This window comes from Plantactinospora sp. B5E13 (assembly GCF_039871775.1).
GTDB lineage: Bacteria > Actinomycetota > Actinomycetes > Mycobacteriales > Micromonosporaceae > Plantactinospora.
Window position 1 is genome coordinate 76,566 of sequence record NZ_JBDPLT010000023.1, and the last position, 25,067, is coordinate 101,632.

At 71.7% G+C, this 25,067-nt stretch carries 28 protein-coding genes; 11 read left to right on the forward strand and 17 right to left on the reverse strand.

Features of this window, described 5'->3' with window-relative positions; all coding sequences use genetic code 11:
* Positions 1 to 8 precede the first annotated feature (8 nt).
* Positions 9 to 950, forward strand: coding sequence for an aminoglycoside phosphotransferase family protein (locus ABGB05_RS21275; protein ID WP_347655204.1), 942 nt, complete (start codon positions 9 to 11; stop codon positions 948 to 950).
* Between the two features lie 189 nt (positions 951 to 1,139).
* The gene (locus ABGB05_RS21280; protein WP_347655205.1) at positions 1,140 to 2,243 is read left to right on the forward strand and encodes a hypothetical protein; all 1,104 of its coding nucleotides are present in this window, start codon (positions 1,140 to 1,142) and stop codon (positions 2,241 to 2,243) included.
* Between the two features lie 84 nt (positions 2,244 to 2,327).
* Here the strand turns inward: ABGB05_RS21280 and ABGB05_RS21285 are convergent, their stop codons facing one another.
* The 5 genes from ABGB05_RS21285 to ABGB05_RS21305 all read right to left on the reverse strand — a co-directional run bounded on the left by ABGB05_RS21285 (position 2,328) and on the right by ABGB05_RS21305 (position 6,527).
* Entirely contained in the window at positions 2,328 to 4,349 is a 2,022-nt protein-coding gene (locus tag ABGB05_RS21285; protein ID WP_347655206.1) for a beta-propeller domain-containing protein, read from the reverse strand.
* 127 nt (positions 4,350 to 4,476) lie between these two features.
* Positions 4,477 to 5,184 (reverse strand): DUF4386 domain-containing protein, encoded by a 708-nt coding sequence (locus ABGB05_RS21290; RefSeq protein ID WP_347655207.1) that lies wholly within the window; start codon positions 5,182 to 5,184, stop codon positions 4,477 to 4,479.
* Positions 5,185 to 5,299: 115 nt separating this feature from the next.
* A complete protein-coding gene (locus tag ABGB05_RS21295; RefSeq protein WP_347655208.1) occupies positions 5,300 to 5,524 on the reverse strand; it encodes a helix-turn-helix transcriptional regulator in 225 nt (74 codons plus the stop codon).
* A 2-nt stretch (positions 5,525 to 5,526) separates the two neighbouring features.
* Entirely contained in the window at positions 5,527 to 5,946 is a 420-nt protein-coding gene (locus ABGB05_RS21300) for a hypothetical protein (RefSeq protein ID WP_347655209.1), read from the reverse strand.
* A gap of 122 nt (positions 5,947 to 6,068) precedes the next feature.
* Positions 6,069 to 6,527 (reverse strand): Lrp/AsnC family transcriptional regulator, encoded by a 459-nt coding sequence (locus ABGB05_RS21305; RefSeq protein ID WP_347655210.1) that lies wholly within the window; start codon positions 6,525 to 6,527, stop codon positions 6,069 to 6,071.
* 67 nt (positions 6,528 to 6,594) lie between these two features.
* Between ABGB05_RS21305 and ddaH the strand changes: the two genes are divergently transcribed.
* A complete protein-coding gene (gene ddaH / locus ABGB05_RS21310; protein ID WP_347655211.1) occupies positions 6,595 to 7,419 on the forward strand; it encodes a dimethylargininase in 825 nt (274 codons plus the stop codon).
* Positions 7,420 to 7,468: 49 nt separating this feature from the next.
* Here ddaH and ABGB05_RS21315 read toward each other — a convergent pair whose 3' ends face one another.
* Both ABGB05_RS21315 and ABGB05_RS21320 read right to left on the reverse strand, forming a co-directional pair.
* Positions 7,469 to 8,671: an ABC transporter substrate-binding protein gene (locus tag ABGB05_RS21315; RefSeq protein ID WP_347655212.1), complete on the reverse strand. Its 1,203-nt coding sequence runs from the start codon at positions 8,669 to 8,671 to the stop codon at positions 7,469 to 7,471.
* Positions 8,672 to 8,754: 83 nt separating this feature from the next.
* Complete coding sequence (locus tag ABGB05_RS21320; RefSeq protein WP_347655249.1) at positions 8,755 to 9,492, reverse strand: alpha/beta hydrolase; 738 nt, start codon at positions 9,490 to 9,492, stop codon at positions 8,755 to 8,757.
* 223 nt (positions 9,493 to 9,715) lie between these two features.
* Here ABGB05_RS21320 and ABGB05_RS21325 point away from each other — a divergent pair, with 223 nt between their 5' ends.
* Complete coding sequence (locus ABGB05_RS21325) at positions 9,716 to 10,309, forward strand: bacterial proteasome activator family protein (RefSeq protein WP_347655213.1); 594 nt, start codon at positions 9,716 to 9,718, stop codon at positions 10,307 to 10,309.
* Between the two features lie 33 nt (positions 10,310 to 10,342).
* Here ABGB05_RS21325 and ABGB05_RS21330 read toward each other — a convergent pair whose 3' ends face one another.
* Positions 10,343 to 11,254 carry an alpha/beta hydrolase gene (locus ABGB05_RS21330; protein WP_347655214.1) on the reverse strand — a complete coding sequence of 304 codons (912 nt, stop codon included), beginning with the start codon at positions 11,252 to 11,254 and terminating at the stop codon, positions 10,343 to 10,345.
* Between the two features lie 67 nt (positions 11,255 to 11,321).
* On the opposite strand from ABGB05_RS21330, the gene ABGB05_RS21335 reads away from it, so the two are divergent.
* On the forward strand, positions 11,322 to 11,870 hold the full coding sequence (locus tag ABGB05_RS21335) for a helix-turn-helix domain-containing protein (RefSeq protein ID WP_347655215.1): 549 nt from the start codon (positions 11,322 to 11,324) through the stop codon (positions 11,868 to 11,870).
* Here the strand turns inward: ABGB05_RS21335 and ABGB05_RS21340 are convergent.
* A complete protein-coding gene (locus ABGB05_RS21340) occupies positions 11,818 to 13,284 on the reverse strand; it encodes an MFS transporter (protein WP_347655216.1) in 1,467 nt (488 codons plus the stop codon). The two genes, ABGB05_RS21335 and ABGB05_RS21340, sit on opposite strands and share 53 nt — an antisense overlap.
* 123 nt (positions 13,285 to 13,407) lie before the next feature.
* Here ABGB05_RS21340 and ABGB05_RS21345 point away from each other — a divergent pair, with 123 nt between their 5' ends.
* Both ABGB05_RS21345 and ABGB05_RS21350 read left to right on the forward strand, forming a co-directional pair.
* On the forward strand, positions 13,408 to 14,085 hold the full coding sequence (locus ABGB05_RS21345; protein WP_347655217.1) for an Lrp/AsnC family transcriptional regulator: 678 nt from the start codon (positions 13,408 to 13,410) through the stop codon (positions 14,083 to 14,085).
* Positions 14,086 to 14,215: 130 nt separating this feature from the next.
* Positions 14,216 to 14,590: an Lrp/AsnC ligand binding domain-containing protein gene (locus ABGB05_RS21350; protein ID WP_347655218.1), complete on the forward strand. Its 375-nt coding sequence runs from the start codon at positions 14,216 to 14,218 to the stop codon at positions 14,588 to 14,590.
* Here ABGB05_RS21350 and ABGB05_RS21355 read toward each other — a convergent pair.
* The 4 genes from ABGB05_RS21355 to ABGB05_RS21370 form a co-directional block, all read right to left on the reverse strand.
* Complete coding sequence (locus tag ABGB05_RS21355; RefSeq protein WP_347655219.1) at positions 14,559 to 15,410, reverse strand: HAD family hydrolase; 852 nt, start codon at positions 15,408 to 15,410, stop codon at positions 14,559 to 14,561. The two genes, ABGB05_RS21350 and ABGB05_RS21355, sit on opposite strands and share 32 nt — an antisense overlap.
* Positions 15,410 to 16,231, reverse strand: coding sequence for an HAD family hydrolase (locus tag ABGB05_RS21360; protein WP_347655220.1), 822 nt, complete (start codon positions 16,229 to 16,231; stop codon positions 15,410 to 15,412). Before ABGB05_RS21360 ends, ABGB05_RS21355 begins: the two co-directional genes overlap by 1 nt.
* A gap of 145 nt (positions 16,232 to 16,376) precedes the next feature.
* Complete coding sequence (gene serS, locus ABGB05_RS21365; protein ID WP_347655221.1) at positions 16,377 to 17,642, reverse strand: serine--tRNA ligase; 1,266 nt, start codon at positions 17,640 to 17,642, stop codon at positions 16,377 to 16,379.
* Positions 17,643 to 17,748: 106 nt separating this feature from the next.
* Entirely contained in the window at positions 17,749 to 18,621 is an 873-nt protein-coding gene (locus tag ABGB05_RS21370) for a hypothetical protein (protein ID WP_347655222.1), read from the reverse strand.
* Between the two features lie 160 nt (positions 18,622 to 18,781).
* Between ABGB05_RS21370 and ABGB05_RS21375 the strand changes: the two genes are divergently transcribed.
* From ABGB05_RS21375 to ABGB05_RS21385, 3 genes are all read left to right on the forward strand, one after another.
* Positions 18,782 to 19,213, forward strand: coding sequence for an OsmC family protein (locus tag ABGB05_RS21375; protein WP_347655223.1), 432 nt, complete (start codon positions 18,782 to 18,784; stop codon positions 19,211 to 19,213).
* A 129-nt stretch (positions 19,214 to 19,342) separates the two neighbouring features.
* Complete coding sequence (locus ABGB05_RS21380) at positions 19,343 to 19,705, forward strand: metallopeptidase family protein (protein WP_347655224.1); 363 nt, start codon at positions 19,343 to 19,345, stop codon at positions 19,703 to 19,705.
* A gap of 87 nt (positions 19,706 to 19,792) precedes the next feature.
* Positions 19,793 to 20,527, forward strand: coding sequence for an AIM24 family protein (locus ABGB05_RS21385; RefSeq protein WP_347655225.1), 735 nt, complete (start codon positions 19,793 to 19,795; stop codon positions 20,525 to 20,527).
* Between the two features lie 87 nt (positions 20,528 to 20,614).
* On the opposite strand, the gene pheA is transcribed toward ABGB05_RS21385, so the two are convergent.
* The 4 genes from pheA to ABGB05_RS21405 all read right to left on the reverse strand — a co-directional run bounded on the left by pheA (position 20,615) and on the right by ABGB05_RS21405 (position 23,691).
* A complete protein-coding gene (gene pheA / locus ABGB05_RS21390; protein ID WP_347655226.1) occupies positions 20,615 to 21,571 on the reverse strand; it encodes a prephenate dehydratase in 957 nt (318 codons plus the stop codon).
* 39 nt (positions 21,572 to 21,610) lie between these two features.
* Complete coding sequence (locus ABGB05_RS21395) at positions 21,611 to 22,135, reverse strand: hypothetical protein (RefSeq protein WP_347655227.1); 525 nt, start codon at positions 22,133 to 22,135, stop codon at positions 21,611 to 21,613.
* 142 nt (positions 22,136 to 22,277) lie between these two features.
* Entirely contained in the window at positions 22,278 to 22,769 is a 492-nt protein-coding gene (locus ABGB05_RS21400; protein ID WP_347655228.1) for a hypothetical protein, read from the reverse strand.
* Between the two features lie 184 nt (positions 22,770 to 22,953).
* Positions 22,954 to 23,691: a hypothetical protein gene (locus ABGB05_RS21405; protein WP_347655229.1), complete on the reverse strand. Its 738-nt coding sequence runs from the start codon at positions 23,689 to 23,691 to the stop codon at positions 22,954 to 22,956.
* Between the two features lie 164 nt (positions 23,692 to 23,855).
* On the opposite strand from ABGB05_RS21405, the gene ABGB05_RS21410 reads away from it, so the two are divergent.
* A complete protein-coding gene (locus tag ABGB05_RS21410) occupies positions 23,856 to 25,064 on the forward strand; it encodes an arginine deiminase (protein ID WP_347655230.1) in 1,209 nt (402 codons plus the stop codon).
* Positions 25,065 to 25,067 lie beyond the last annotated feature (3 nt).

The window sequence follows — 25,067 nt, forward strand, 5'->3', positions numbered from 1 at the left end:
CTGTGACCATGAACGTCGGCCGGGTCGCCGAACCCGCCCGGCTGATGGTCATGGAGTTCGGCGGTGTGTACGGCAGCGCGCAAGGGAGAGGGCCGGCGATGCGGGCGTTGGAGACTCAGCGTGCGGTGGCCGCCGCCATGTCGATCGCAGCATCAGTCGGCTTGGCGGTCGACGACGCTGTCGTCCTTCAGGACTCGAACAAGCTGACTCTGCGTCTGCTGCCGTGTGACGTCCTGGCCCGGGTGGCACCTGCAGCGGATCAGATCGCGTACGCCGAGATCGAGCTTGCGCAACGGCTCGCCGAATCCGGGAGCCCGGTAGCCGCGCTTGAGCCTCGAGTGGAGCCACGTGTCCACGAGCGCGACGGGTTCGTGGTCACGCTGTGGACCTACTACGAGTCTGCGACGTCCCGCGAGGTCTCGCCAGCCGACTACGCCGATGCACTCGGGCGGCTGCATGCCGGCATGCGCAATCTCGATCTCCCCACGCCGCACTTCACGGATCGAGTCGAGCAGGCCCAGCAACTCGTGGCAAGCCGCGACCGCACCCCGGCCCTGCGCGACGTGGACCGGGAACTCCTCGGCGACACGTTACGAAGCCTGCGGCGAGTGATCGGCCGACGTGGCGGCGCCGAGCAGCTACTGCACGGCGAGCCGCACCCCGGCAACGTGCTTGCCACGAAGGACGGGCTGCTCTTCATAGACCTCGAGACGTGCTGCCGTGGTCCGGTCGAGTTCGACCTCGCCCATACGCCCGAAGACGTCGGCGGGCACTATCCAGGTGTTGATCAAGGACTGTTACGTGAATGCCGGATCCTCGTGCTGGCGATGATCACAACGTGGCGCTGGGATCGAGGCGACCAACTCCCCAACGGGCGCCGGCTGGGTACCGAGTGGCTCAGCCAGCTCCGGGCGGCGATCGACCGCACCGGCCTGGATATCCGAAGCTGACAGCTCGCACGTCAACAGACCGCGGCATGGCCCGATCTCGGCAGGAGCCGAGGCCGCCGAGGCCGCCGCCGTTGTGTCGCCGGGTGTTTCCGTCCTGACGGCGGCCTACTGTCCGATCCGGGTCCGCAGTGTCCCGCCCTCCCGGTTCGCTGGGTAGGGTGTGCGGTGCCTGACGGACGGAGGCGACCGATGACGGCTGACAACCCGGAACTGCCGGGAGGCGAGGTAGTCGAGGGCAACCTGGCCGATCAGTACGAGCCGATCCTGCTCGACGAGCCCACCACCGCTGACCTGCGGGTCAAGGTGACCGAGGCGTGGCAGGACTTCGCTCGGGCGTTGGCCAACCAGGTGCGGAGTCTGCCGCCCGGGACGCAGATCGCGCTGACCCTCGATCCGACCGCCTCCGGCACCGGGGACGCCGTCTACTCGGTCAGCATCGAGGTCGGCGAGGACGGCCGGATCGACGTACGGGCGGTGGGTAACGCCGCGCTGCCGCAGGGCTACCGGCTCGACCGGTCCGCGGTCGCCGACATGATCGCGCTCGGCTGGTCGCCGCCCGGGGTGGTCGAGGGTTCCGGTGACCACTTCGGGATGCGTACCACCACGGCCGAGGCGAGCCGGCTCGCCACCACGGTCTCGCGCACGCTGCGTGACGTGTACGGCGCCCCGCACCCGGCCTTCCTCGTCTTCCTGGTCCACGACGCCGAGGACGAGCCGATTCCGGTGGAGCCGCTCGGCACCGCCCGGCCGGAGGTGGCGGCGGACGCGGGCGTGGAACTCGACCTCGACGAAGCTCTTGCCGCCGCCCGGGCCGTGCGGGCCGCCGACGATTCGATGGCGTTGGAGGAACGGGTCAAGACCGTCGTCTCGGCGATGATGAAGTCGTCGGCGGACCAGCTCCAGGTCGACTCCGACGGCGACATCGGCATCCGGGCCGGCTCGGCGATGGTCTTCGTCCGGGTCCGGGACAACCCGCCGCTGGTCGACGTCTTCTCCCCGGTGCTCACCGAGATCGAGCCGACCGAGCAGCTCTACGTCAAGCTCTCCGAGCTGACCAACCGGATGCCGATCGGACGGCTCTACTGCACCAACGACACCGTCTGGGCCTCGATCCCGGTCTTCGGACGCAACTTCCAGGCCACCCACCTGATGCTCGCCGTACAGGTGATGACCGGACTGGCCGACGAGCTCGACGACCGGCTGCACGGTGAGTTCGGCGGTCGGCGGTTCTTCGGCGAGGGGGACAAGTCGGGACAGCGGGACAGCGGGCACCGTACCGGGATGTACCTGTAACCGGACCGCCGCCGGGCGTGGGAACAGCTCCGTTCCCACGCCTGGCAGGCGGCGGTGCCCGGCCGTGGCGGGCCGGTCAGGGTTTCAGAGTCGGACCACGCCGAGCGTGCCGAGGGTGGTCAGGTCGGTGGCCTTGAGGGCGCTGTCGGAGACGGTCCAGAGCACGTTGCCCACCACCAGTGACCGGCGGATCGAGCCCGGCTCCGGGCCGGTCGTCCCGGCGTGGTCGACCAGACCCGCCTCGGTCAGGCTGGTGGCGCCGACCCGCAGCACCATCGCCCCACCACCGGGCGAACCGCCCTGCGGCTGGTACGTGGTCAGCGGCACCACCAGGGTGCCGTCGGCCGGCCAGTAGAGGAACGCGTGCGGGTCGAACTCGGCTTCGGAGTGCCCGTACCGGACGTGGTGCTGGGCGATCCGGGTCGGCCGGGTCGGATCCGAGACGTCGAAGAGCGAGACCTGGGTGCCCTGGGTACGCCCCTGGTTGTCCGCCTCCTGGCCGATCCCGATCAACCGGCCGTCGCCGACCGGATGCAGGTACGCCGAGTAGCCGGTGATCTTGAGTTCGCCGGTGACCTTCGGTGCCCGGGGGTCGCGGAGGTCGACCGTGTAGAGCGGATCGGTCTGCCGGAAGGTGACCACGTAGCCGGTGCCCTGGACGAAGCGGACGCTGTAGATCCGTTCCCCCTTGCCGAGCCCGGTGACCCGACCGGTCTCGGTCAGCGTCGACCCGTCGGCACGCAGGACGTACACCCCGGAGCTCGACTTCGGGTTCTCGCCCCAGGTGCCGCCGGTGGTGGTGGCGACCCGGAGGTGACCGTCCCACTCGGACATCGCGTACTGGTTGACCAGCCAGCCCGGCACGGTGGCGGCGGTGACGTACCGGGGTCGGCCGGTTCCGGTGGTGTCGAACTGGTAGATCTCGGTCTGCTCGTCCTTCGGGTCGGGCGTGGCGACGGTGCCGTCGCCACGGGTCGGCAGCGCCCGCCAACGCTGGTCGGCGGCGATGTAGAGCCGGGATCCGTTGCTGTAGACGGTGTCGCCGTCGGCGGCGACCGTGACCGGGTCGCCGTCGCCGATCCGGCCGGTGCCGAGGTCGAAGCTGAGCAGCGAGAGCAGCGAGGTGCCGGAGTAGACCGCCGGTCGGCTCAGCCGTTCGCAGTCGACCCGCCCGGAGCTGACCCGGCCGTTCTCGATCGTCTCGTAGCGGGGCAGCCAGGTCTCGATGCCGGCCCGTTCGACGATCTTCCGGTTGGCGGCGCGGCTCTTCTCCTCGTCGACCGGCTTCGCGCCCTTGTACATCGGGAAGTCCAGCCGTGGTCCGGAGCGGACCACCACCCGTACCATCGCGCCGACCTGGCGGGCGTCGAGCAGGTCACCGTCGATCCGGTACTCGCCGAGCACCTTCGGCGCGCCGGCCAGGTCGACCAGGATCAGCCGGGGTCCGACCACCGTCTTCTCGTCGATCGGCGGCACCTCCGCCCCACCTCGGCGGATCGCCGGTTCGGGCAGCGCGAACCCGGACTGGCGGACCAGCACCAGGGCGCGGTCGCCGTGCAGCAGCAGGTTCGCCTCGGGCCACCCGTGGCGGTCCGCGCCGGGGTCCAGGTCGAGGCTGCCGGTCACCCGTCGACTCGTCGGCTCGACCACCCGGAGCACGCCCCGGCTCACCGTGACGATGCGCCGGCCGTCGGTCTTCACCAGGTCGGGCTCGTCCACCCCGGCCTCGTGCGTGTTGGTGCCGGAGTAGCCGGATCCCCCCGGCCCGGCCTGCTCACTGCCCGCGTCGGCGGCCCGTTCGTTGCCGCCGGCGGTGTCCCGGGCCACCTCCGGGATGCCGAACGTCCAGGCCCGGCCGTTCTGGAAGCCGTACGGTCCGACGGCCGCGCTGGCCGCGGCCCGGAGCCCGGCCAACGCGTCGGCGCAGGAGCTGAACGAGACGAGTCGCATCCCACCGGCCGCCGGTACGCCGGGGTCGTGTGGTGGTGACGCCACCGGATCGGGCTCGGCGGTGCAGCCGGCCAGCAGCGTACTGGTGAGCAGTGCCAGCCCCGCGAGCAGCGCGGTGCCGACGGTGACAGAGCGGCTTCCCCGGTCAGCGGTCATGCCGGCTCTGACGCGCCGGTCGCCGCTCGCGTTCCCACCACCCGCCATGACCCGTGCCTGCGCATGGTGACCGGCGGCTGGCCGTGCGTTGTCTGCGGCAGGTGAGCGCGCCCGCGACCCGAGCGCGTCAGCCCGCCACCGCTGCCGGTGGGTGGACGGGTGGCGGCGCGGCGTCCGGTGCCTTCCGGCCCACGCCACGGACGAGCAGGTAGCCGACCATCCAGAACTCGCCTATGGACGCGGGGTACGCCATCGCGTCGAACAGGACCTGTGCGTCGCGAGCGAGGTAGAGGACGAACGGGCTCAACACGTACCCGACGCCGCCGACCATGAGGAGCCATCCCAGGACGCGGGGCATCCAGCCGGAGCGCAGCACGCACCAGCCCATCGGGATCAGCCACAGGCCGAAGAACAGTGCTCCCACGCCCCACATGTTGAGGCTGACCAGGTACAGGATCTGGACGGTGGCCGTCGGGTCGCCGACCGGGTCGGCGGAGACCTGGATCGCCGTGGCCAGCATGACCGCGCTCACGAGGCCGACGACCGCGTTGACGAGGCCGAAGGCGGCGATACCGCTCGCGGCGAAGGAGTTCACGGTGCGGAAGAGGCGGTAGAACCAGGCGGCGGTGAGGGCCTGGGTGACGACCATGGCCATTTCCAGGGCGACGCCCGCGCGGGCGAGCGAATCGTGGGTGACCAGGTTGGCCAGCGTCGCGTCAGGGTCGCCGGCCACGAAGAGCTGCGGGCGGATGACGAGGAAGCCGAGTACGGCGGTGATAGCCATGCCGAGGTAGAACAGCCCGGTCATCCGGGCGGTACGGGTCAGCTCGTGCATCGGGGCTCCTTACGATCCGGACGAGGCGTTGGGGTTGTGCGCGTTCTCTCCCTGATTTCGGGTGCGTGGAACCGGGCCGCGAGCCGTCTTCTCGCGTGCCGTGTCGTGGGTCGGCTCACTGGTCGGTGTCGGGGTATCCGAAGACGTCGTCGAGTGGCACCCGGAACACGCGTGCGATCTGGAAGGCCACTTCCAGCGACGGCGAGTAACGACCCTGCTCGATGGCGATGATGGTCTGGCGGGTCACCCCGATGCGATCGGCCAGCTCCGCCTGGGTCATCTCGTCGTGGGCGAAGCGGAGCGCCCGGATCGAGTTGGTGACCCTGGTCGGCTTGCCCATGGCTACCAGCCCCGCCGGTACGCGTCGATCTTCACGGCCGCCGACGCCAGTGCGGCCAGGACGAACGCCAGGTAGAGCGCGTGTGCGATCCAGAAGTGCTCGACCTTCGCCATCGCGAGGGCCAGTGGCACGATCGCGACGATGCTCATGACGTAGAAACCGACGTGTTCGCCCCGCCGATTGATCTCCCGGTCCCGTTCGTCGGTCCTGTCCGCATCCTTCGGCGAGGCCATGGCGGTCACGACGGCCAGGACGATGCCCGCGCCGATCCCGACGCCGATCGAGGTGAGCATCGGCCCTACGTAGGCGATCCTCGACACGTCCGTACCCGGCACCTTGGACAGGACGATCGCCAGGTAGGCGACCGGTACGGCGACGCCGACCACGGCAGAGATCCAGGTGCGCTTCTCCTCGGAGGACATGTCCCGCTCCTCATGTAAAAGAAACCTGACATGTCAAAAGTAAAGATTCATCGACATGATGTCAAGAATCTTTGACTCCTCCTGTCGGCCACCGGCCCAACTGCCGGTCCCCGGCGGGCGGATCAGGCGGGCGCGGAGATCACCGTCGGTGAGTCGACCAGGCGGGACAGCACGATCATGCTCCGGGTCGAGGTGACGAAGGGTTCGGCGCGCAGTCGCTCCAGGGCCTGCTCCAGGTGGGCGATGTCGGCGGCCCGCAGATGCACCAGGGCGTCCGCCTCGCCGGAGACGGTGTACGCGCCGACCACCTCCGGGTGTCGCCGGGTCGCCACCGCGATCTGCGCCGGGGTGGTCCGGCCGGTGCAGAAGAGCTCGACGAACGCCTCGGTGTTCCAGCCGACCGCGGCCGGGTCGATGACGGCGGTGAATCCCCGGATGACCCCGACGGCCCGGAGCCGGTCGACCCGCCGCTTCACCGCCGGGGCGGAGAGCGAGACCCGGGCGCCGATCTCCGCGTACGACATTCGGGCATCCGCCACCAGTGACGCAATGATTCGCTGGTCGACGTCGTCAATCTGCAACGTTCCGCCTCTCTCAGGCAACAGTTCCGGCTGTTAGTTAACCTGCACCGTACCTACCCTTGGATTCGTGAACCAGCCGAGGATCCCCAGAAAGCGGACATACCTTCTCTGTTCGCCGGAGTACTTCACCGTGGAGTACGCGATCAACCCCTGGATGGACGTCACCACCCCGGTCGACTCCGAACTCGCCGCCAAGCAGTGGCACCGCCTGCGGGAGACCCTGCTGGACCTCGGCCACACGGTGCACGAACTCGCCCCGGAGCCGGGGCTGCCCGACATGGTCTACGCGGCCAACGGGGCGTTCGTGGTGGACGGCGTCAGCTACGGCGCCCGGTTCCGGCACCGGCAGCGGGCCGCCGAGGCCGCCGCCCACCAGGCGTTCTACCAGGCGTACGGCTGGCGTCACGTGCCGCCCGTCGAGATCAACGAGGGGGAGGGCGACTTCACCTACCTCCCCGACGCCTACGGTGGCCTGATCCTCGCCGGGTACGGCTTCCGTACCGCCACCGCCGCACACGCCGAGGCGCAGGAGGTGCTCGGCCGACCGGTGATCTCGCTGCGCCTGGTCGACCCGCGTTTCTACCACCTGGACACCGCGCTCGCCCCGCTTGACGACCGGACCGTCGTCTACTACCCCGAGGCGTTCTCGCCCGCCTCGCAGCAGGTGCTGGCCCGGCTCTTCCCGGACGCGATCCGGGCCGACGAGGCCGACGCGGTCGCGTTCGGGCTCAACCTGGTCAGCGACGGCCGGCACGTCGTCCTGAACAGCGAGGCGACCGGGATGGCGGCCAAGGTCGCGGCAGCCGGGTACGTTCCGGTGCCGGTCGAGTTGTCCGAGCTGAAGAAGGGCGGCGGCAGCGTCAAGTGCTGCGTCGCCGAACTTCGGCCGTAGTCGTAGTCGTAGCCGGCCGGACCGGAGTGGACCGGTCCGGACGCGGCCCTCAGCCCAGCGTCGCCAGCTCGTTGATCAGCACGTTCGACAGCACCTGACCGTCCCGCTGCACCCGCCGCAGGTACCACTTCTGCTGCGGGGTACGGGGCTGGTTGAACTGCCACGGACCCCGCGGGCTGTCGATCTGCCCGACCCGACCGAGCGCCAGGTTCAGGGTCAACGGGGTGAGTTCGCTGTTGGCCAGCCGGATCCCCTTGTCGAGGACCTGTGCCGCGTCGTACGACGCCATCGCGTACGTCGTCGGCGTCGAGCCGTGGGCCTTGCGGAAGGCGGAGGCGAACCGGCGGTTGGCCGCGTTGTTCAGGTCCGCGGAGTAGTTGAGGGAGGTGACGATCCCCTCGGCCTCGCTGACCTTGAGCTGGTCGAGCACGGTGCCCTCGGTGAGGAAGCCCGGCGCGTAGATGTCGTTGCGGTAGCCGGCCTCGTGCAGCCGCTTGAGGAACTCGACGGCGGACTCGCCGGCGAAGGAGCAGTAGACCGCGTCCGGATTCCGGGCCATCACCTGGCTGATCACCGTGGCGTACGCGTTCTTGGCGGGCTTGCCCTTGACGTGTTTCGTCCAGATCACCGGCTCCGCGATCCGGTCGTCGGATTCGCCGAAGCTCTGCCGGAAACCCTGGACCGCGTCGAACCCGGCGTCGTGGTTCGGCGCGACGATCGTGATCCGACCACCGGCCGGGATCCGCTGTGCCATGTACGGGGCCAGTGCGCGGCCCGGCTCGTCGTTCACGTACGAGGTGCGCCAGATGTAGACGACGCTCTGCAGCGTGGCCGGGGAGGCGTTGGAGCTGACCAGCGGAACCTTCGACGACTCGACCTTCTCGCGGATCGCGGACATGACGTCCGAGTTGACCACCCCGGTCAGCGCCAGGACGCGCTGGCTGAGCAGGTCGTCCAGCGCGGCGGTGCCGGACTGGGGGCTGTCCCCCTCGTCGGCGATGATCAGGTCCACCGGGTGGCCGCCGAGCCGCTGGTCGTTCAGGTCGAGGTAGAGCTGGAAGCCCCGGACCATCTCGTCACCGATCGCCTTGTAGGCACCGGACTGCGAGGTGATCATGCCGATCCGGACCGGCTCGTCGCTGGTCGAGTCCCCGGTTCCGCCGTCGCCCCAGCGACCGCACGCGGCGGTCAGCCCGGTGGCACCCAGCGCGCCCAGCAACCTGAGGGCCTGTCTGCGGTCCATCTGCGACACGAATTTCCTCCCGGAGGGGCGGTCGGATCGCAGCCCCTCCGGCGTTCTACCGGCTACGCGACGCTGCGTCAATGGCGAGGAGATCACTCGACGAACGAATGTAACGCGGCTATCACCGCAGTCCACGCGGGGGATAGCGGGTCGATGACGGCGAAATGCTCACAGTCCGGCAACTCGATCAGACGCAACTCCGCCGTGGGAGTGCGGGACGTCGCGTACCCGACACTCAGCTCCACCGGCACCTGCCGGTCCTGCCGCCCGTGCACGATCACCGTGGGTACCGTTGGCGCGGCGCTCCGTGCCGGGTCGGCCGCCGCGTACCGGTCGGGCACCTCGTCCGGGCCGCCGCCGAGCAGTGCGGCGACCGCGCCCCCGTCCAGGTCCAGCCGGTACGCCTCGGCCAGGTCGACCACCGGCGCCAGGGCGAGCACCCCGCGTACGCCGTCCGGCGCCCGCAGCGCGTACCAGATCGCGAGGTGGCCGCCGGCGGAGTGGCCGAGCAGGATCGGCGGGCCCGGGGCGACCCGTCCGGCCGGTAGTGCCGCCCGGGCCAGCTCGGGCAGCGCGGAGACTCCGGCCAGTACGTCGTCGAGGGTGCCCGGCCAGCCGCCGCCCGGTTGACCGGTGCGCCGGTACTCCAGTTGCGCCACCGGCCAACCCCGGTCGGCGAGGTCGGCGGCGAGCGGACCGGTGTGTCGACGGTCGTACTCGGCCCGCCAGAAGCCGCCGTGAATCACCACGACCAGTGGCCGGGTCGGACCGGCCGCCGGAATCCGCAGGTCGGCGACGTGGTCGGGGTGGTCGCCGTACCGGATCTGCAGGTCGGGTGGCGGTGCCGGCCGGTCGAGGACGGCGCGTGGGTCGGCGGAAGCGGCGGCCGGATCCGGCGGATGGAGGTCGGCAGCCGGTGTCCCGGATCCGGCGGCTGGGTTGTCGACCACGCACGGACCGTACCGGGTGCGGTCGGCCCACCCCGCACCTGCCCGTCCGCTCCGGGGCGGTGCCGGCGCGCGCCGACCCGGCGGGTTGCGCAAAGATGGGAGCATGACCGACGTGCCACGCTCCCCGGAAGACAGCAACGAGTCGACCAGCGGTAACCGGCCCGGCGGTGCGGTGCTGGTGGTCGGCCCGGACGGACGCCCGGTCGGCACCGTACCCACCGACGGCGAGTCGTCGGGCGAGGACCCGGCCCGGCTGATCGAGCAGCCGGCGAAGGTGATGCGGATCGGCAGCATGATCAAGCAGCTGCTGGAGGAGGTCAAGGCCGCCCCGCTGGACGACGCCAGCCGGCAACGACTGCGCGAGATCCACCAGCGTTCGATCGTCGAACTGGAGGACGGGCTCGCCCCCGAGCTGCGGGAGGAACTGGCCCGGCTCTCGCTGCCGTTCGGCGAGGATGCCGCGCCGAGCGAGGCCGAACTGCGGATCGCCCAGGCCCAGCTGGTCGGCTGGCTCGAGGGCCTGTTCCACGGCATCCAGGCCGCACTGGTCGCCCAGCAGATGGCGGCCAGGATGCAGCTGGAGCAGATGCGTTCCGGTGGTCGCCCGGCCCTGCCGATGGGACCTGGTGGACTGCCCGGCATGCCCGGCGGCCACGGACACCCGGGCGAGGGTCAGGGCCCCGGCCAGTACCTCTGACGACCCGGCGAACCGTCGGGCCGACCCCGGCCGCTATCGCTGCCCGTTCACCCGGTCGACCAGGTCACGGATCGCCCGGAGTACGGCGTCCGGCTGTTGCACGTGCAGGAACTGGTGCGAGGCGTCCTCGACCACCCGGTGCTCGCCGTGTGGCACGGCGGCGGCCATCGCCGCGTGCATGGCGCGGATGCCGTCCTGGGCCTGGCGGATCAACTCCTCGGAGGCGAATCCCGCCCAGTACGGGTTGTCGCCGAGCGCGGTGAGCACGACCAGCGGCACGTCGGGTAGTTCGCCCCCGTGTCGGAGTTCGTCGTAGACCTCGGTCTCGAAGTTGAGGGTCTCCCGAGTGCCCGTCCGCCAGGTCGCGAGGTGATGGTCGACAAGAGCCGTCCGGACCGGCTCGGGCCATCTGTCGTAGATCTTCGTGTATTGCTGGCGGGCGGAGTGCACCTGCTCGTCGGTCAGCTCCGGTAGCCGGTCCAGGTCCGGCTTCATCCTCTCGCCCATCTCGGCTGCCTCGTCGGGCAGGTGGGCGAGGATGTCCTCGTGACCGGGGTCCAACAGGAGCAGGCCGGCCACCTCGTCCGGGAAGCGCTGGGCGTAGCGGCGCGCGTAGAACGCGCCAAGAGAGTGCCCGACCAGCAGGTAGGGCGCGGGTACCTCGCCTGCCCGCAGCAGTGACCGGAGTTCGTCGGTGACCGCACCGGGGGTGCGGGGCAACTCGACGTTGTCGCTCCACCCGGTTCCGGCACGGTCGTAGAGCACGCTGGTGGTGAAACCGGCCGTCGCCTCCTGCAGTTCGAGGAAGTCCAGACCGACCAGGCCGGCGCCGGGCAGGAACACGACGCTCGGGCCGCCGGTGCCCGACCGGTGCAGCATCAGTCGACGTCCGCCGACCTCGTGGTGCCGTCCCACCGGAGCCGGCTCGGATATCTGTTGGCGCATGCGGTCTTGTCGCCTCTCTCATCGTTCTCAACTTTGAGAACGGTATCAGATCTGAGATCGTCTGCTGATGGACAGGGTGGAACTGCTGGTGCATCCGGTACGGCTACGAATCGTGCACGCCATGGCCGGCGGACGGGCACTCACCACCGCCGAACTCTGCGCCCGGATGCCCGACGTCTCGAAGGCGACCCTCTACCGGCACGTCGGGCTACTCGCCGAGGGCGGCATTCTCGAGGTCGAGGCCGAACAGCGGGTACGCGGCGCGGTGGAGCGGCGCTACCGGCTCCACCGGGAACGGGCGGTGATCGATGCCGACACCGCCGCGTCGGCGTCGGCGGAGGACCACCGCCGGGTGTTCGCGATCGCGATGGCAACGCTGATCTCCGAGTTCAACGCCTACCTCGACCGGGAACACGCCGACCCGGCCGCCGACCTGGTGGGCTACCGGCAGCACGCGGTCTGGCTGACCCGGCAGGAACTCGCCGAGTTGATCGGTGAACTCCGCGCCGCCATCGCACCCCGGCTGGCCGGTCCTCCCACTCCGGACCGCACTCCCTACCTGCTCAGTCCGATCCTTTTTCCGATCGGCGAGCCGCCCGAGCCGGCACCGGAGTAGCCGCCGGCTCGGGTTCGGGCCGGTGTCCGGCGCCCGCCCGGTCACCCGGATCCGGTCGGCCGCCGGCACGGACGAGCCCGAAGGCGAGCACCGCACCCGCCAACCCCAGTCCGCCGGCGAGCAGATAGCTGGTGTTGAGCGCGGTGGCGACGTCGGCGGCCGGCCCGGCCGGCCCGTCGGCGGCGGCGAAGACGCTGCCCAGCACCGCCACCCCGAGCGCCAATCCGAGCTGGCGGGCGGAGTTCAGCGCCCCGCCGGCCATCCCGGCCCGCTCCCGGGGCACCGCACCGAGCAGCGCCGACGACATCGGCGGCAGCGCCAGTCCCGCGCCCAACCCGACACAGACCAGACCCGGGACGAGCACCCCCGCGCCCGAGTCGGCGTGCACCCGGGCCTGCAGCAGGTCGCCGATCCCGATCAGCAGCAGCCCGACCGACACCGACCAGCGGGCCGGGACAGCGTGCCCGAACCGTCCCATCAGCAGCGGCACCACGAACGAGACCACGCTCATCGGCATCAGCACCAGCCCGGTGGCGACCGGTCCCAGTCCGAGCCGGTCCTGCATCCAGATCGAGGCGTACGGGAACATCGCCCACGCCGACAGCGACAACACCGCCCCGGCGCCGACCAGCCCGACGAACGTCCGGTGCCGGAACAGTGCGAGATCCAGCATCGGCTCGGCCGTCCGCCGCTCCACGACGACAAACGCCGCCAGCGCCAGTGCCGCCACCAGCAGCGGCAGCCACGAACCCGGCTCCGCCCAGCCCGCCTCGCCGCTGTGGATCAGCCCGTACGTCGCCGCGCCCGCCGCGACCGTGAAGGTGAGGATCCCGAACGGGTCGAGTCGTTGTCGGCCCGTCCGGTCCCCCGGCCCGACGGTCAGCAGGGTGAGCAGGATCGCCGCCACCGCCACCGGTACGTTCACCGCGAAGATCCATGGCCAGCCCAGGTGTTCGGTGAGCAGCCCGCCGAGGATCGGGCCGGCTGCGGCGGCGGCACCGTTGACCGCGCCCCAGACGCCGAACGCGAGGGCCCGGTCCCGCCCCCGGTACGTCGTACCGAGCAGGGCGAGCGTGGTGGCGAACATCGCCGCCGCCCCGATCCCCTGTACCGCCCGGCCGGTGATCAGCAGTCCGGTCGACGGCGCGAGGGCGCAGCCCAGCGAGGCGAGCGCGAAGAGCCCGAGCCCGCCGACGTAGACCCGCCGGTGGCCGAGCCGGTCGGCGACCGTACCGGCACCGAGCAGCAGCGCGGCCAGGGTCAACGCGTACATGTCGACGACCCACTGCAGGCCGCCGAAGGACGTACCGAGGTCGGCCGACATCGCCGGCAGCGCGACGTTGACGATGGTGACGTCGACCAGCAGCATGAACGCGCCCAGACCGACCGCGACCAGTGGACACCACTTCCGCATGGGGCTGCTCCCGAGGGATCCGAGCCGACAGGTGCCGGTGACCCACTCTGCGGTCGGCACACCCGGAACGACCCGCCCCACCGCCTACCACGGCGGAAACCCGTATTCGTCCAGACTGAAACGGTGGAAAACGTCCTGGACGAGCGTGACCAGTGGATCGTCCAGGCACTCCAGCTCGACGGCCGGGCCTCGTTCGAACAGATCGGCCGGGCGCTCGGACTGCCCGCCCAGACCGTCGCCCGCCGCTACCAGCGGCTCCGGGCCGACGGCACGGTACGGGTGGTCGGACGCAGCCCGTACTGGGCGGTCGGCGGGACACCGTGGCTGCTGCGGATCCAGTGCACCCCCGACCGGGCCGACCGGATCGCCTCGGCGCTGGCCGGCCACCCGGCCACCACCTGGGTACGGACCTCCGGCGGAGGCGAGATCGTCTGCGGTCTGCGGGCCGGTTCGGCCGAGGAGGAGGAGAACCTGCTGACCCGGCTGGACCGGACTCCCCGGGTGGTGGGCTTCGCCGCGTACTGCATCCTGCACCGGTTCCGGGCCGGCCGGGCGCCGTGGCGCGGCTGGCCCGCCCCGCTCGACCCGGCCGCGGCGGCCCGGCTCACCGCCGACCAGCCGGAACCGTCGACGGACGCGGCACCGCCACAGGTGGGGGGCCGGATCGCCCGCGACGGGATCAAGCCTGACCGCCCAGAGCGGGTGATCCGGCCCCCCCCCCCCCCCCACCCCCCACCCGGCAGCGCAGGGCCGGGCCCACCGGCCCCAGGACGCCGCGCAACGGCGAAGACCCGACCTTAGCCCGGTCGACGAGCACATCCTCGCCGAACTCGGCCGCGACGGTCGTACCCCGGTCAGTGACCTCGCCGCCCGGGTCGGCGTCTCCGAGTCGGCCGCCCGGCGCCGGCTCCGGGCACTGCACGAGACCGGCGTGCTCCATTTCGAGGTCGACTTCGACCCCCGGGCGGTCGGGATGCGGACCGGGGCGATGCTCTGGCTCACCGTGCCGCCGTCCGCACTCGCCGAGGTCGGCGACACCCTCGCCGGGCATCCCGACGTCTCGTTCGCCGCCGCGACCAGCGGCCCGGTCCCGCTCGTGGTGAGCCTGCTGCTGCCCGACCTGGCGGCCGTCTACGCCCACCTGACCGGCACGGTCGGGGCGCTGCCGGCGGTCAGCCGGGCCGACACCACGATTTTCACCCGCACCTGGAAGCGGCAGGGTGGCCCACCCGTCACCGGTCAGTCCCCGACCCGCCGACCAGGCCCGCCGCCGTTCAGGGGCGTGCCGGGTCGGGGCCCGGGCTGACCGGCCGTCCGGCGGTCGCGAGCAGTGTCTCCAGGTACGCGGCGACCCCGTCGGCGTTGTGGTCGTCGGTCACGTCGTCGGCGATCTCCCGTACGGCGGGGTGGGCGTTCGCCACCGCGACCCCACGACCGACCCAGGTCAACATCGGTACGTCGTTCGGCATGTCCCCGAAGGCGATCACGTCGGCGGCGTCCAGCCCGTGCTGGGCGCAGTACCAGGCGAGCCCGGCCGCCTTGGTCACCCCGGCCGCCGAGATCTCGACCAGTCCGCTGTACGACGAGTGGGTCGCCTCGGCGAGCCCGGCCAGCGCACCGGCGACCACCCGGAGGAACGCGTCCGGATCCTGCCGGCCGGAGCGGACCAGCAGTTTGACCGCCGGTGCGGCGTGCAGTTCGGTCGGGTCGCCGATCATCCGGCTGGTCGGGACCCCGGCGTCCCAGCGCAGCTCGTAGCCGGATTCGTGCCGGAACTCCCGACCGTCGGTGATCTCGACGGCGAAGCTCGCCCCGGGCACCTCGGCCCGGAGTCGCCGGACCACCTCGGCGAGCAGTTCGGGGGCGAGCGGGTCGGCGCGCAGCACGGTGTCGGTGTGCGGGTCGTACACCACGGCACCGTTGGCACAGATCGTCGGCAGCGGCGCGTCGAGTTGGTCGTACACGTGGTACAGCCAGCGGATCGGCCGGCCGGTGACCAGGACGACGCCGACCCCGGCGGCGGTGATCGCGGCCAGCGCCTCGACGGTACGCGGGCTCAGCGTCCCGTCGGAGCGCAGCAGCGTGCCGTCGAGGTCGGTGGCGACCAGCCGGGGCAGTTCTCCCATCAATGGGAGAGTAGTCGATCGAGGTAGACCGCCACCCCGTCGTCGTCGTTGCGCAGGGTGACCTCGTCGGCGGCCCGCCGGACCAGCGGGTGGGCGTTGGAGACCGCCACCCGGCCCCAGCCGGCCCACTCGAACATCGGCAGGTCGTTCGGCATGTCGCCGAAGACCAGGACCTCGGCGGGGTCGACACCGAGGGACTCGGCGACGACGGCGAGCCCGGTCGCCTTGTCGACCCCGGGCGGGCAGATCTCGATGAACCCGAGACCGGCCTGGGTCACCGTGGCCTGGGCCGGCGGCACGATCCGGCGGGCGATGTCGAGCAGGGTGTCGACGTCGTGTCCCGGCGCCCGGGCGAACGCCTTGATCACGTCACCGCTGAGGCAGTCGAGCCGGGCCCGTGGCTCGAACCGGTCCTGGTAGGGCCAGGTCTCGTCGTAGTCGCCCCAGAGCGGGGCGTTCGGCGCGTCCGACGCCTCGACCATCACGGTCAGCGGGCCGACCTCGGCCTCCAGCGCCCGCAGCAGCGCGGCCAGCGTCGTACCGGCCAGCCGCTCGTCCCGCAGCACCACCGGGCCGGCCGGGTCGGTCTGGTCGACCACCCAGCCGCCGCCGGCCATCACCAGGAAGTCGGCGGCCCGGATGTCGTTGCGGGTGAGTTCGGTCAGCCGGGGGCCGCGTCCGGTGGCGCCGACCACCGGGATGCCGGCGGCCCGCACCCGGTCCAGCACCTCATGGGTGTACGCCGAGACGGTGTCGTCGGTACGCACCAGCGTGCCGTCGAGGTCGGTGGCGATCAGCTTGGGCAGTCCGGGTCGGGGCATGGCTCCTCCTTCGGCCCTGCCACCCGTCGGCCGCCCGTGAACAGCGGAAACGCCGGTTCTACCGGGTCAGCTGGCGATGGCGGGGCAGCAACCGTACCTCACGTTGTGCTGCCTTCCCGTGACTTTTGTGTGAAGTGCGGCTCGCCTACGAGGGTCGGACCGGTTCCAGGACGTCCCGGCCGCCGAGGTACGGCTGGAGGGCCTTCGGGACCCGGACCGAGCCGTCCGGCTGCTGGTGGTTCTCCAGGATCGGGACCAGCCAGCGGGTGGTGGCGAGGGTGCCGTTGAGGGTGGCGGCGGTCTGCGGTTTGCCCTGTGCGTCCCGGTACCGCACGTTCAGTCGACGGGCCTGGAACGTGGTGCAGTTCGAGGTCGAGGTGACCTCGCGGTAGCGGCCCTGCGACGGCACCCAGGCCTCGCAGTCGTACTTGCGGGCCGCGCTGCTGCCGAGGTCGCCGGCGGCCACGTCGATCACCCGGTACGGGATCTCGACCTTCGCCAGCATCTCCTCCTCCCAGGCCAGCAGCCGCAGGTGCTCGTCGTGCGCCTCCTCGGGCCGGCAGTAGGAGAACATCTCCACCTTGTCGAACTGGTGCACCCGCATGATGCCCCGGGTGTCCCGGCCGTACGAGCCGGCCTCCCGCCGGAAACACGACGACCAGCCGGCGTACCGGATCGGCCCGGCCAGGTCCAGGATCTCCCCCGAGTGGTACGCGGCGAGCGCGACCTCGCTGGTGCCGACCAGGTAGAGGTCGTCGGCCTCCAGCCGGTACACCTCGCTGGCGTGCGAGCCGAGGAACCCGGTGCCCTCCATCGACTCCGGCTTGACCAGGCTCGGGGTGATGCTGGGGATGAAGCCGTACTCGACCGCCTGGGCGACCGCGAGCTGCAGCAGGCCGAGCTGGAGCAGCGCGCCGACCCCGGTCAGGTAGTAGAAGCGGCTGCCCGACGCCTTCGCGCCCCGTTCGACGTCGATCGCCCGCAGTCCCTCACCCAGCTCCAGGTGGTCCCGCGGGTTCTCGATCTCCGGCCTGGTGCCGACCTCGCGGAGCACCACGTAGTCGTCCTCACCGCCGGGCGGCGTGCCGGGCTCGACGACGTTCGGGATCGTGTACTGCGCCCGGCGCAGCGCCGCCTCGGCCTCGCCGACCGCCGCCTCGGCTGCCTTCACCTCGGCGGCGAGTTCCTTGGTCCGGGCCAGCAGTTCCGCCTTCTCGGCCGGGTCGGCCTTCGGCATCCGCTTGCCGAGCTGCTTCTGCTCGGCCCGCAGGGCCTCGAAGCGCTGGACCGTCGCCCGCCGCTCCTCGTCGGCACGGAGCAGGTCGTCGACCACGGATTCGGATTCGCCACGGGCACGCTGGCTGGCACGTACGGTGTCCGGGTCGTCGCGGAGCAGGCGCAGGTCAATCACGGGAACCGAGCCTACCGGGGGCGGCGGCACGGCCGCATCGACATATGGCCCGCCCTGGGACGGGGCGGTTCCCGGCCCGGGGACAGGGGGCTCCCGGCCCGGCTGACTAGCGGACGAAGGGCCTGGTCGGGGTGACGGTCAGGTCGATCGGCGCTCCCCGACCGTCGTCGTCCGGCTCCGGTCGGCCGGCGGGGCGCGGCCGGCGCCACGGCCAGTCCGACTGCTCCGGCTGGTCGGCGTCGGTCGTACCGGCGGAGGTGGAGGTGCCGGCCGTGGTCGGGGCCGGCCGGTCGGCGCCGGGCGCCGGGACGAAGCGGCCGGCGAGCAGCAGGACGAGGCCGAGGATCCCGGTGCAGACGTACGCCAGGATCAGGCCGCGGCCGTGCTCGGTGACCAGACCGTCGATCTCGCCGTACACCTGCCAACGGTCCAGCGCGATGCTGTCGAGCGAGCCGGTGGCCCCGGCCAGGATGGCGAGCACCGCCCCGGCACCGGCCAGCCCGGCGACCCGGGCGTTGTGTCGCAGTCCCGGCGTACCGAAGAGGACCAGCGCGAGACAACCGAGTACGCCGAGCACCCCGACCAGGTATCCGGTGCCGAACGTGCTCATCTGGCCCACGCCGCTGGTCAGCTCGATCATGTTCTGGGGGATCTCGCTGTCGTCCGGGATCCGGGTGACCGTCCACTCCTCCACCAGGGAGCCGAAGAACGCCAGCGCGCCGAGAGCGGCGACCATCGGCAGCGGGCGTCCGTCCCGGGCGAGCCGGCCGAGGGCGCGTCCGGCCCGCCCGCCGCCGCGTACCGGCTCGCCGGAGGAGACGACCACGGCGTCCGCGTCCGGTGTGGCCCACGCCGGTGCGGCCGGATCGGGCGAGGCTTCCGGGGTGACGGTCACGGGTGGTGCGGGCTCCCGGTGGCCGGTCGGCTCCCCGGGCCGGGAGACGCCGTCCTGTCGGGGAATGGGGAACCCGTCGGACATCTCCTGCCCCCTCACGCGGCGCGTGTTGCCTGACGTCGATGATGGCACAGCAACCGCCCGACACCCCTGACCGGCAGGCGCGCCGGGCTGCCCAGTTAGTCCCACCACGCCGCGGTGGAGAGCATCGCGTGGGCCACGCCCATGAGCTAGCGTCGTGACCATGCCTATCCGCACCGCATCCGCCCGCTGGCAGGGCAATCTGACCGAAGGTACCGGCACGATCCGCACCGGCAAGGGCGGACTCGAGGGGGCCTACTCGTTCAAGTCGCGTTTCGAGGAGGGGGAGGGCACCAACCCCGAGGAGCTGATCGGGGCCGCCCACGCCGGCTGCTTCTCGATGGCCTTCTCGAAGGCGCTGGCCGACGCCGGCCACACCCCGACCTCGGTGGAGACCACCGCCAAGGTGCACCTGGACAAGACCGACGCCGGCATGACGGTGACCCGGATCGACCTCGACACCGTCGGTGAGGTTCCCGGCATCGACGAGGCCGAGTTCCAGAAGCTGGCCGAGGCGGCCAAGGCCGGGTGCCCGATCTCCCGGCTGCTCTCCCCGGGCGCCGACATCTCGCTGACCGCCCGTCTCGCCGCCTGATCCGAATCCCTGTCCGGTCGCGGTGACCGGCCCGTGGCGGTGTACGTCGGCCCGGGTCCCGGTCACCGCGACCGTCTGCGGCCGGTCGCGGGCCGCCGGCCGCCCCGACCGGCGTACGGGTGCGGCACAATGGGGACCGTGCCGGTCGAGATGAGCCGCGAACGTTTCGAGGAACTGGTCGCCGAGGCTCTCGACGAGGTGCCCGAGGAACTGCTCGGCCTGATGAGCAACGTGGTCATCCTGGTCGAGGACGAGTCGCCGGAGGACGAGCCGGAACTGCTCGGCCTCTACGAGGGGCACGCGCTGACCACCCGGGGCTGGGACTACGCCGGGGTGCTGCCGGACCGGATCCTCATCTACCGCAACCCGATCCTGCGGATCTGCGACAACGACGACGACGTGGTCGACGAGATCGCGATCACCGTCGTACACGAGATCGCCCACCACTTCGGGATCGACGACGACCGCCTCCACGAACTCGGCTGGGCCTGAGCCGCCGGGCCGACCCGGGTAAGCGGGACGATCCGTTCTTGCGCGGGTTGCCTACCCTCACCTCAGCGAACCCTCAGGAGGAACGTGATGCGCAGCGCCCTGTTTTCCGCGGAGAACCTGGAGAAGGAATCCCACCAGCCCGGCATGCGGCTGCAGAACTCGAAGATGTTGAAGATCGAGCTCAACGGCGAGGCGATGGCCCGGGTCGGCTCGATGGTGGCGTACCAGGGAAACGTGCAGTTCCAGGCGCTCGGCTCCGGCGGCCTCGGCAAGTTCCTCAAGCAGAAACTCACCGGCGAGGGCGTGCCGCTGATGAAGGTGTCCGGCCACGGGGACGTCTTCCTCGCCGACTACGCGGCGGACGTGCACCTGATCGACCTGGAGCCGGGTGACGCGCTGTCGATCAACGGCTCCAGTGTGCTCGCCTTCGACTCCACCCTGCAGTACGACATCAAGATGGTCGGCGGCGCCGGGATGATGTCCTCGTCCGGCCTGTTCAACTGTGTCTTCACCGGTTACGGGCGGATCGCGATCACGACCAAGGGCACGCCGGTGGTGCTCAACGTCGACGCCCCGACGTACGTCGACCCGCAGGCGGCGGTCTGCTGGTCGGCGAACCTGCAGACCGGCTACCACCGGGCCGAGCAGCTCGGCCTCGGCACGCTGCTCGGTCGTCGTACCGGGGAGGCGTTCACGATGAGCTTCGCCGGGCAGGGCTTCGTGATCGTCCAGCCGTCCGAGGAGCCCCCGCTGATGGGCAGCGGCCAGCAGGGCGGCAGCCAGGGCGGCGGCGGCTTCCTCGGCGGCCTGCTGGACGACTGACCGACGCGACGGAAGGGCTGACCGACCCGGCGGGCGGCCCCACCGACCCGGCGGGCGCGACTGTCGGCGGCGGCCCGCCCGGTGGACTCAGCCGAGTCCGCCGGCGCGGAGCCGGGCCAGCCAGGCCGCCGCGTCCGCGTAGTCGTGGTCGGAGAGCCCCGCCGGGGCCGGCACCGGCCGGTCGGCGGCGCCCGCCGCGCGCCGGTGCCTCGGGTACGACCCGAGGAACCGTACCTCGGCGCAGATCCGGTGCAGCCCCTGCAACGCCTCGCCGACCCGGTCGTCGGCGACGTGCCCCGTGCAGTCGAGGAAGAACGCGTACCGGCCGAGCGCCTCACCGGTCGGCCGGGACTCGATCCGGGTCAGGTTGACCCCGCGTACCGCGAGTTCCATCAGCACGGCGAGCAGCGCGCCGACCCGGTCGTGCGCGATGTAGACGGCGAGTGAGGTCAGGTCGTCGCCGGTCCGGGGCGGCGGCGGTCCGGGGCGGGTGAGCAGGACGAACCGGGTCACCGCGTCGTCATGGTCGGCGATCTTGTCCGCGAGTACGGCCAGCCGGTGCCGGGCGGCGCTGAACGGCGCGCAGACCGCGGCGTCCTGCTCGCCGTCGACCACGGCGGCCGCCGCGGCGGAGTTGGAGAGTACGTCGACCACGGCCGCCTCGGGCAGGTGCTCCCGCAGCCAGCGTCGACACTGGGTGGACGCCTGTGGGTGGGCCGCCACGGTCCGGATCTCGCCGAGGCCCCGACCCGGCCGGGTGGCGAGGACGAACTCGACCGGCAGCACCACCTCACGGGTGATCACCAACGGGTCGCCCTCGACCATCTCGTCCAGGGTGACCGCGACCGCCCCGCCGATCGAGTTCTCCAACGGCACCAGGGCGGCGTCGGCGTCACCGGCCCGGACGGCGTCCAGCGCCTCGGGCACACTGCGGGCCGGCGTACGCGTCCCGCGCTCGGCGGCGGGGATGGTCCGTAGGGCCTGCTCGGCGAAGGTCCCCTCGGGGCCGAGGTAGACGAAGCGGGTCGGTGGCGTTCCGGGCATGGCGTCCAGCCTACGGAACCGTGGACCGGTCGGCGGAGGTCACGCGCAGGCGAGGGTACGGATTCCCGGCGGTGCTTCGACGCGTACCTTGATGTTGCACACGTCGTTGCCGGCGGTGACCAGCTTGAGGTTGTCGGCCGGGCCGGTGGTGACCACCTGGAGCAGGTCCCGGCCGGGCACCTCGATCACGCTGTACTGCCAGTCGGCGGCGCAGACCGGCGCGTTGCGGAAGGTGACCCGGGCGCTGCGGGGCAGCAGGTCGACCCGGCGCAGCAGCGCGACGACCTGGTCGCGGCTCGGCCGCCCGCCGCAGTCGACCGCGATCGTGCCGTTGCCGGTCGGGGTCACGGTCGGGGTCGGTGGCAGGGTCGGGCCGACGCCGGGGGTGCCGGTGACCGTCGGGGTGGGGGTCGGTGCGGCCGGGGTCGCCGCGCGGGACCGTTCGAGTTCGGGCGGCACCCCGCAGGCCGCCGTCGCGACGCAGCCGACCAGGGTGAGCAGGACGGCGAGCGGTACGCCGCCGGTCCGTCGGCGGGCCGCCGGGGTGTCACGTGACGCGGACATGGAAGGGCCGGATCCTCGGGCGTAGGTGGACGCCGTGGTGCTGCGGCGAGATCTTCCGGCCAATGGTAGGTCGTGCCGTCCGGTCGGTGACGCCGGTGCCGTCCCACACGGTCCCGGTGCTGTCCGACAACAGGTGGAGGGCTCAGACCTCGGCGAAGAAGGTCAGCGAGCCCATGACCTCACCGTGCGACAGGATCGGGGTGGCGATCGCGTCGACGGTGGCGTCGGTGCCGTCCGCCCCGGCCCGGTCCACCCGGAGCAGTCCCCGGGCGAGCCGCTGCGAGCTGACCGCGAGCAGCGGAGGGATCTTCTCGACGTCCTGCTCGGTCAGTTCGCCCCGAGACGCGGTGAAGTCGAGCAGCCGGAGGGTGCCCAGCAGCGGACGGCCGAAGACGGCGACCGGACTACCGAAGCCGAGCAGTTGGCAGCAGGCGGGCGAGACCGCCGCGACGGTGGTGTCCCGGGCGATCAGCAGGCAGGGTTCGGCGGCGTCGGCGACCGTGTCGCACCAGCGGTCGAAGCCGTCGCCCCCGGGCCCGTCGTCGGGCTCCGCGAACCCGGCGGGGTGCTGACCCGGCACCGAGGTCACTGACGGCGCGAACGCCTCCGAGATCGAGAGTTCGACGTGGGCCACCCGCGCCTCCTATTCACCTGACCGCCACCCACGCTAGCCGGTCCGTGCCGGGAATCGCGACTCCCGGCACGAATCGGACGAACGGGGTCGTCCCGTCGCTCCACCGTCGACCCGTGTCCCGCCGCTGACGGTCGGTGACGTCGTACCGGCCGTGGCGGTCCGGTGGATGCGTCGGGTGGTGACGCTACCGCCGACCGGCCGGCTTGTCAGCGGCCGTTCGGCCGCCCTCGTACCACCGGTAGTCCGCGGCCGAACGGTAGGGGGCGTTCAGCCAGGTCGCCGGCGACTGGGCGACCCGGGACAGCTTCTCGGCGGTCGCCGCGCTGATCCGGTTGCCGCCCGCCACGAGCAGCCGGTCCAACTCCCGGTGGGTCGCGACGAGACAGTCCTTCGGCAGCCCGTAGACGCTGAGGTCGCCGGAGCCGACGAAGGTCAGCACCGGCGTCACGGGGATGGTGAGGCCGACGGCGGCGGAGAGCGCCTTGCTGGCCCGCTTCGCGTCTCGGCGGGCCTCGCTCACGTACGCCGGTCGCTTGCCGTTGATCTGCACGACGTCGCCGGCGATCAGGACCCGGGACCGCCCGTGGTCGGCCACGGTGACCGCGAACAGGCCGCCGGGGCCGATCGCGAGGAAACCGGCCCGTTCGTCGCGGGAGCGGTAGTCCAGGTCGAGGAGACTGGCGTCGGTGAATTCGGTACGCGGCCAGTCGACGACGTGCCACGATGGACCGAGGTGGTCCAACCTGCTCAGTGCCCGGGCTCCGGCCGCCTCGATCCGTCGTTCCACCCGCTCGGCCCGCCGCCGACGTGCCCAGTCCATCGGGGTCGGCCGCACGGCGTCCAGCGCTGGTGGCGCGCCGGTCGGGGAGGGGGGTAGCGCCCGGGGCGCGGGCACCGCTGATCGTGCAGAGAAGACAGTCATCGTGACCTCCGGCAAAAGGTCCCTCGAAGTTATCTTCTCACTACGGTACGTGGCCAGCCCCCTGGGTCGGCAAGTCGAAGCGCCGGAGTGAGTGTGGATGAATGCCCCATTCATCCGAAGCCCTTTTTCCCGGATGGCGCCAACTACTGCCTTACCCTGCGAGGATGACCCATTTCGTGGACAGCGAGGTGGGGCGTCTGCGTACCGTCCTGCTGCACCGCCCCGGACCGGAACTCGCCCGACTCACGCCCCGGAACAACGACTCGCTGCTCTTCGACGCCATCCCCTGGGTCGGCCGTGCCCAGGAGGAGCACGACGCCTTCGCCGCCGCCCTGCGGGAGCGCGACGTCGAGGTGCTCCACCTCGGCACGCTACTCGCCGAGACGCTGGCGGTGGCCGACGCCCGAGCGGAACTCACCGAGCGGGTCCTCGCCGACCCGCGACTCGGCGACACCCTGCGGCGGCGGGTCGGCGAACACCTGTCGTACCTGGACCCGGTCGCGCTGGCCGGGGTGCTGATCGCCGGACTCGCCCACGAGGAACTGCGGGTCGGCGCCGACCGTGGCGGCGGACTGGTCTACCGGCTGATGGACCGGCAGGACTTCGTGATCGACCCGCTGCCGAACCTGCTCTTCACCCGGGACTCGTCGACCTGGATCGGCGACCACGCGGTGGTGACCAGCCTGGCCATGCCGGCCCGCCGCCGGGAGACCACCCTGACCGACACGATCTACCGGCACCACCCGCGGTTCGTCGGCACCCCCTTCGGGTACGCCCCGACGCTGGAGCCGCTGGAGGGTGGCGACGTCCTGCTGCTCGCCCCCGGAGTGGTGGCGGTCGGGGTCGGCGAGCGGACCACCCCGGCCGGTGCCGAGCGACTCGCCCGCCGGGTCTTCGCCGCGAATCTGGCGCACACCATCCTGGTCGTACCGATCGCCCAGGAACGGGCCACCATGCACCTGGACACCGTCTGCACCATGGTCGACGTCGACGCGGTACTGATGTATCCACAGGTGGCGGACAGCCTGTCGGCGTACACCGTGATCGCCGACGCGGAGGGGGAACTGCAGCTCGACGGGCCGGCCCCGTTCCTGCGGGCGGCGGCGGACGCGATGGACCTGGACGTCCTGCGGGTCATCGACACCGGACTCGACCCGGTCACCGCCGAACGGGAACAGTGGGACGACGGCAACAACACCCTGGCGATCGCACCCCGGCTCTGCGTGGCGTACGAACGCAACGTGGAGACCAACGCCCAGCTGGAGCGGGCCGGCATCGAGGTGATCCGGATCGCCGGCTCGGAGCTCGGCTCGGGCCGGGGTGGCCCTCGCTGCATGTCCTGCCCGCTGGTCCGGGATCCGCTGCGGCCGTAGCGG

Excerpts from the sequence above, each read along its gene's own strand:
- ABGB05_RS21275 (WP_347655204.1), top strand. The coding sequence starts at position 9 with ATGAACGTCGGCCGGGTCGCCGAACCCGCCCGGCTGATGGTCATGGAG.
- ABGB05_RS21280 (WP_347655205.1), top strand. The coding sequence starts at position 1,140 with ATGACGGCTGACAACCCGGAACTGCCGGGAGGCGAGGTAGTCGAGGGC.
- ABGB05_RS21285 (WP_347655206.1), bottom strand. The coding sequence starts at position 4,349 with ATGACCGCTGACCGGGGAAGCCGCTCTGTCACCGTCGGCACCGCGCTG.
- ABGB05_RS21290 (WP_347655207.1), bottom strand. The coding sequence starts at position 5,184 with ATGCACGAGCTGACCCGTACCGCCCGGATGACCGGGCTGTTCTACCTC.
- ABGB05_RS21295 (WP_347655208.1), bottom strand. The coding sequence starts at position 5,524 with ATGGGCAAGCCGACCAGGGTCACCAACTCGATCCGGGCGCTCCGCTTC.
- ABGB05_RS21300 (WP_347655209.1), bottom strand. The coding sequence starts at position 5,946 with ATGTCCTCCGAGGAGAAGCGCACCTGGATCTCTGCCGTGGTCGGCGTC.
- ABGB05_RS21325 (WP_347655213.1), top strand. The coding sequence starts at position 9,716 with ATGACCGACGTGCCACGCTCCCCGGAAGACAGCAACGAGTCGACCAGC.
- ABGB05_RS21330 (WP_347655214.1), bottom strand. The coding sequence starts at position 11,254 with ATGCGCCAACAGATATCCGAGCCGGCTCCGGTGGGACGGCACCACGAG.
- ABGB05_RS21335 (WP_347655215.1), top strand. The coding sequence starts at position 11,322 with ATGGACAGGGTGGAACTGCTGGTGCATCCGGTACGGCTACGAATCGTG.
- ABGB05_RS21340 (WP_347655216.1), bottom strand. The coding sequence starts at position 13,284 with ATGCGGAAGTGGTGTCCACTGGTCGCGGTCGGTCTGGGCGCGTTCATG.
- ABGB05_RS21355 (WP_347655219.1), bottom strand. The coding sequence starts at position 15,410 with ATGGGAGAACTGCCCCGGCTGGTCGCCACCGACCTCGACGGCACGCTG.
- ABGB05_RS21360 (WP_347655220.1), bottom strand. The coding sequence starts at position 16,231 with ATGCCCCGACCCGGACTGCCCAAGCTGATCGCCACCGACCTCGACGGC.
- ABGB05_RS21370 (WP_347655222.1), bottom strand. The coding sequence starts at position 18,621 with ATGTCCGACGGGTTCCCCATTCCCCGACAGGACGGCGTCTCCCGGCCC.
- ABGB05_RS21375 (WP_347655223.1), top strand. The coding sequence starts at position 18,782 with ATGCCTATCCGCACCGCATCCGCCCGCTGGCAGGGCAATCTGACCGAA.
- ABGB05_RS21380 (WP_347655224.1), top strand. The coding sequence starts at position 19,343 with ATGGGGACCGTGCCGGTCGAGATGAGCCGCGAACGTTTCGAGGAACTG.
- ABGB05_RS21385 (WP_347655225.1), top strand. The coding sequence starts at position 19,793 with ATGCGCAGCGCCCTGTTTTCCGCGGAGAACCTGGAGAAGGAATCCCAC.
- pheA (WP_347655226.1), bottom strand. The coding sequence starts at position 21,571 with ATGCCCGGAACGCCACCGACCCGCTTCGTCTACCTCGGCCCCGAGGGG.
- ABGB05_RS21395 (WP_347655227.1), bottom strand. The coding sequence starts at position 22,135 with ATGTCCGCGTCACGTGACACCCCGGCGGCCCGCCGACGGACCGGCGGC.
- ABGB05_RS21405 (WP_347655229.1), bottom strand. The coding sequence starts at position 23,691 with ATGACTGTCTTCTCTGCACGATCAGCGGTGCCCGCGCCCCGGGCGCTA.
- ABGB05_RS21410 (WP_347655230.1), top strand. The coding sequence starts at position 23,856 with ATGACCCATTTCGTGGACAGCGAGGTGGGGCGTCTGCGTACCGTCCTG.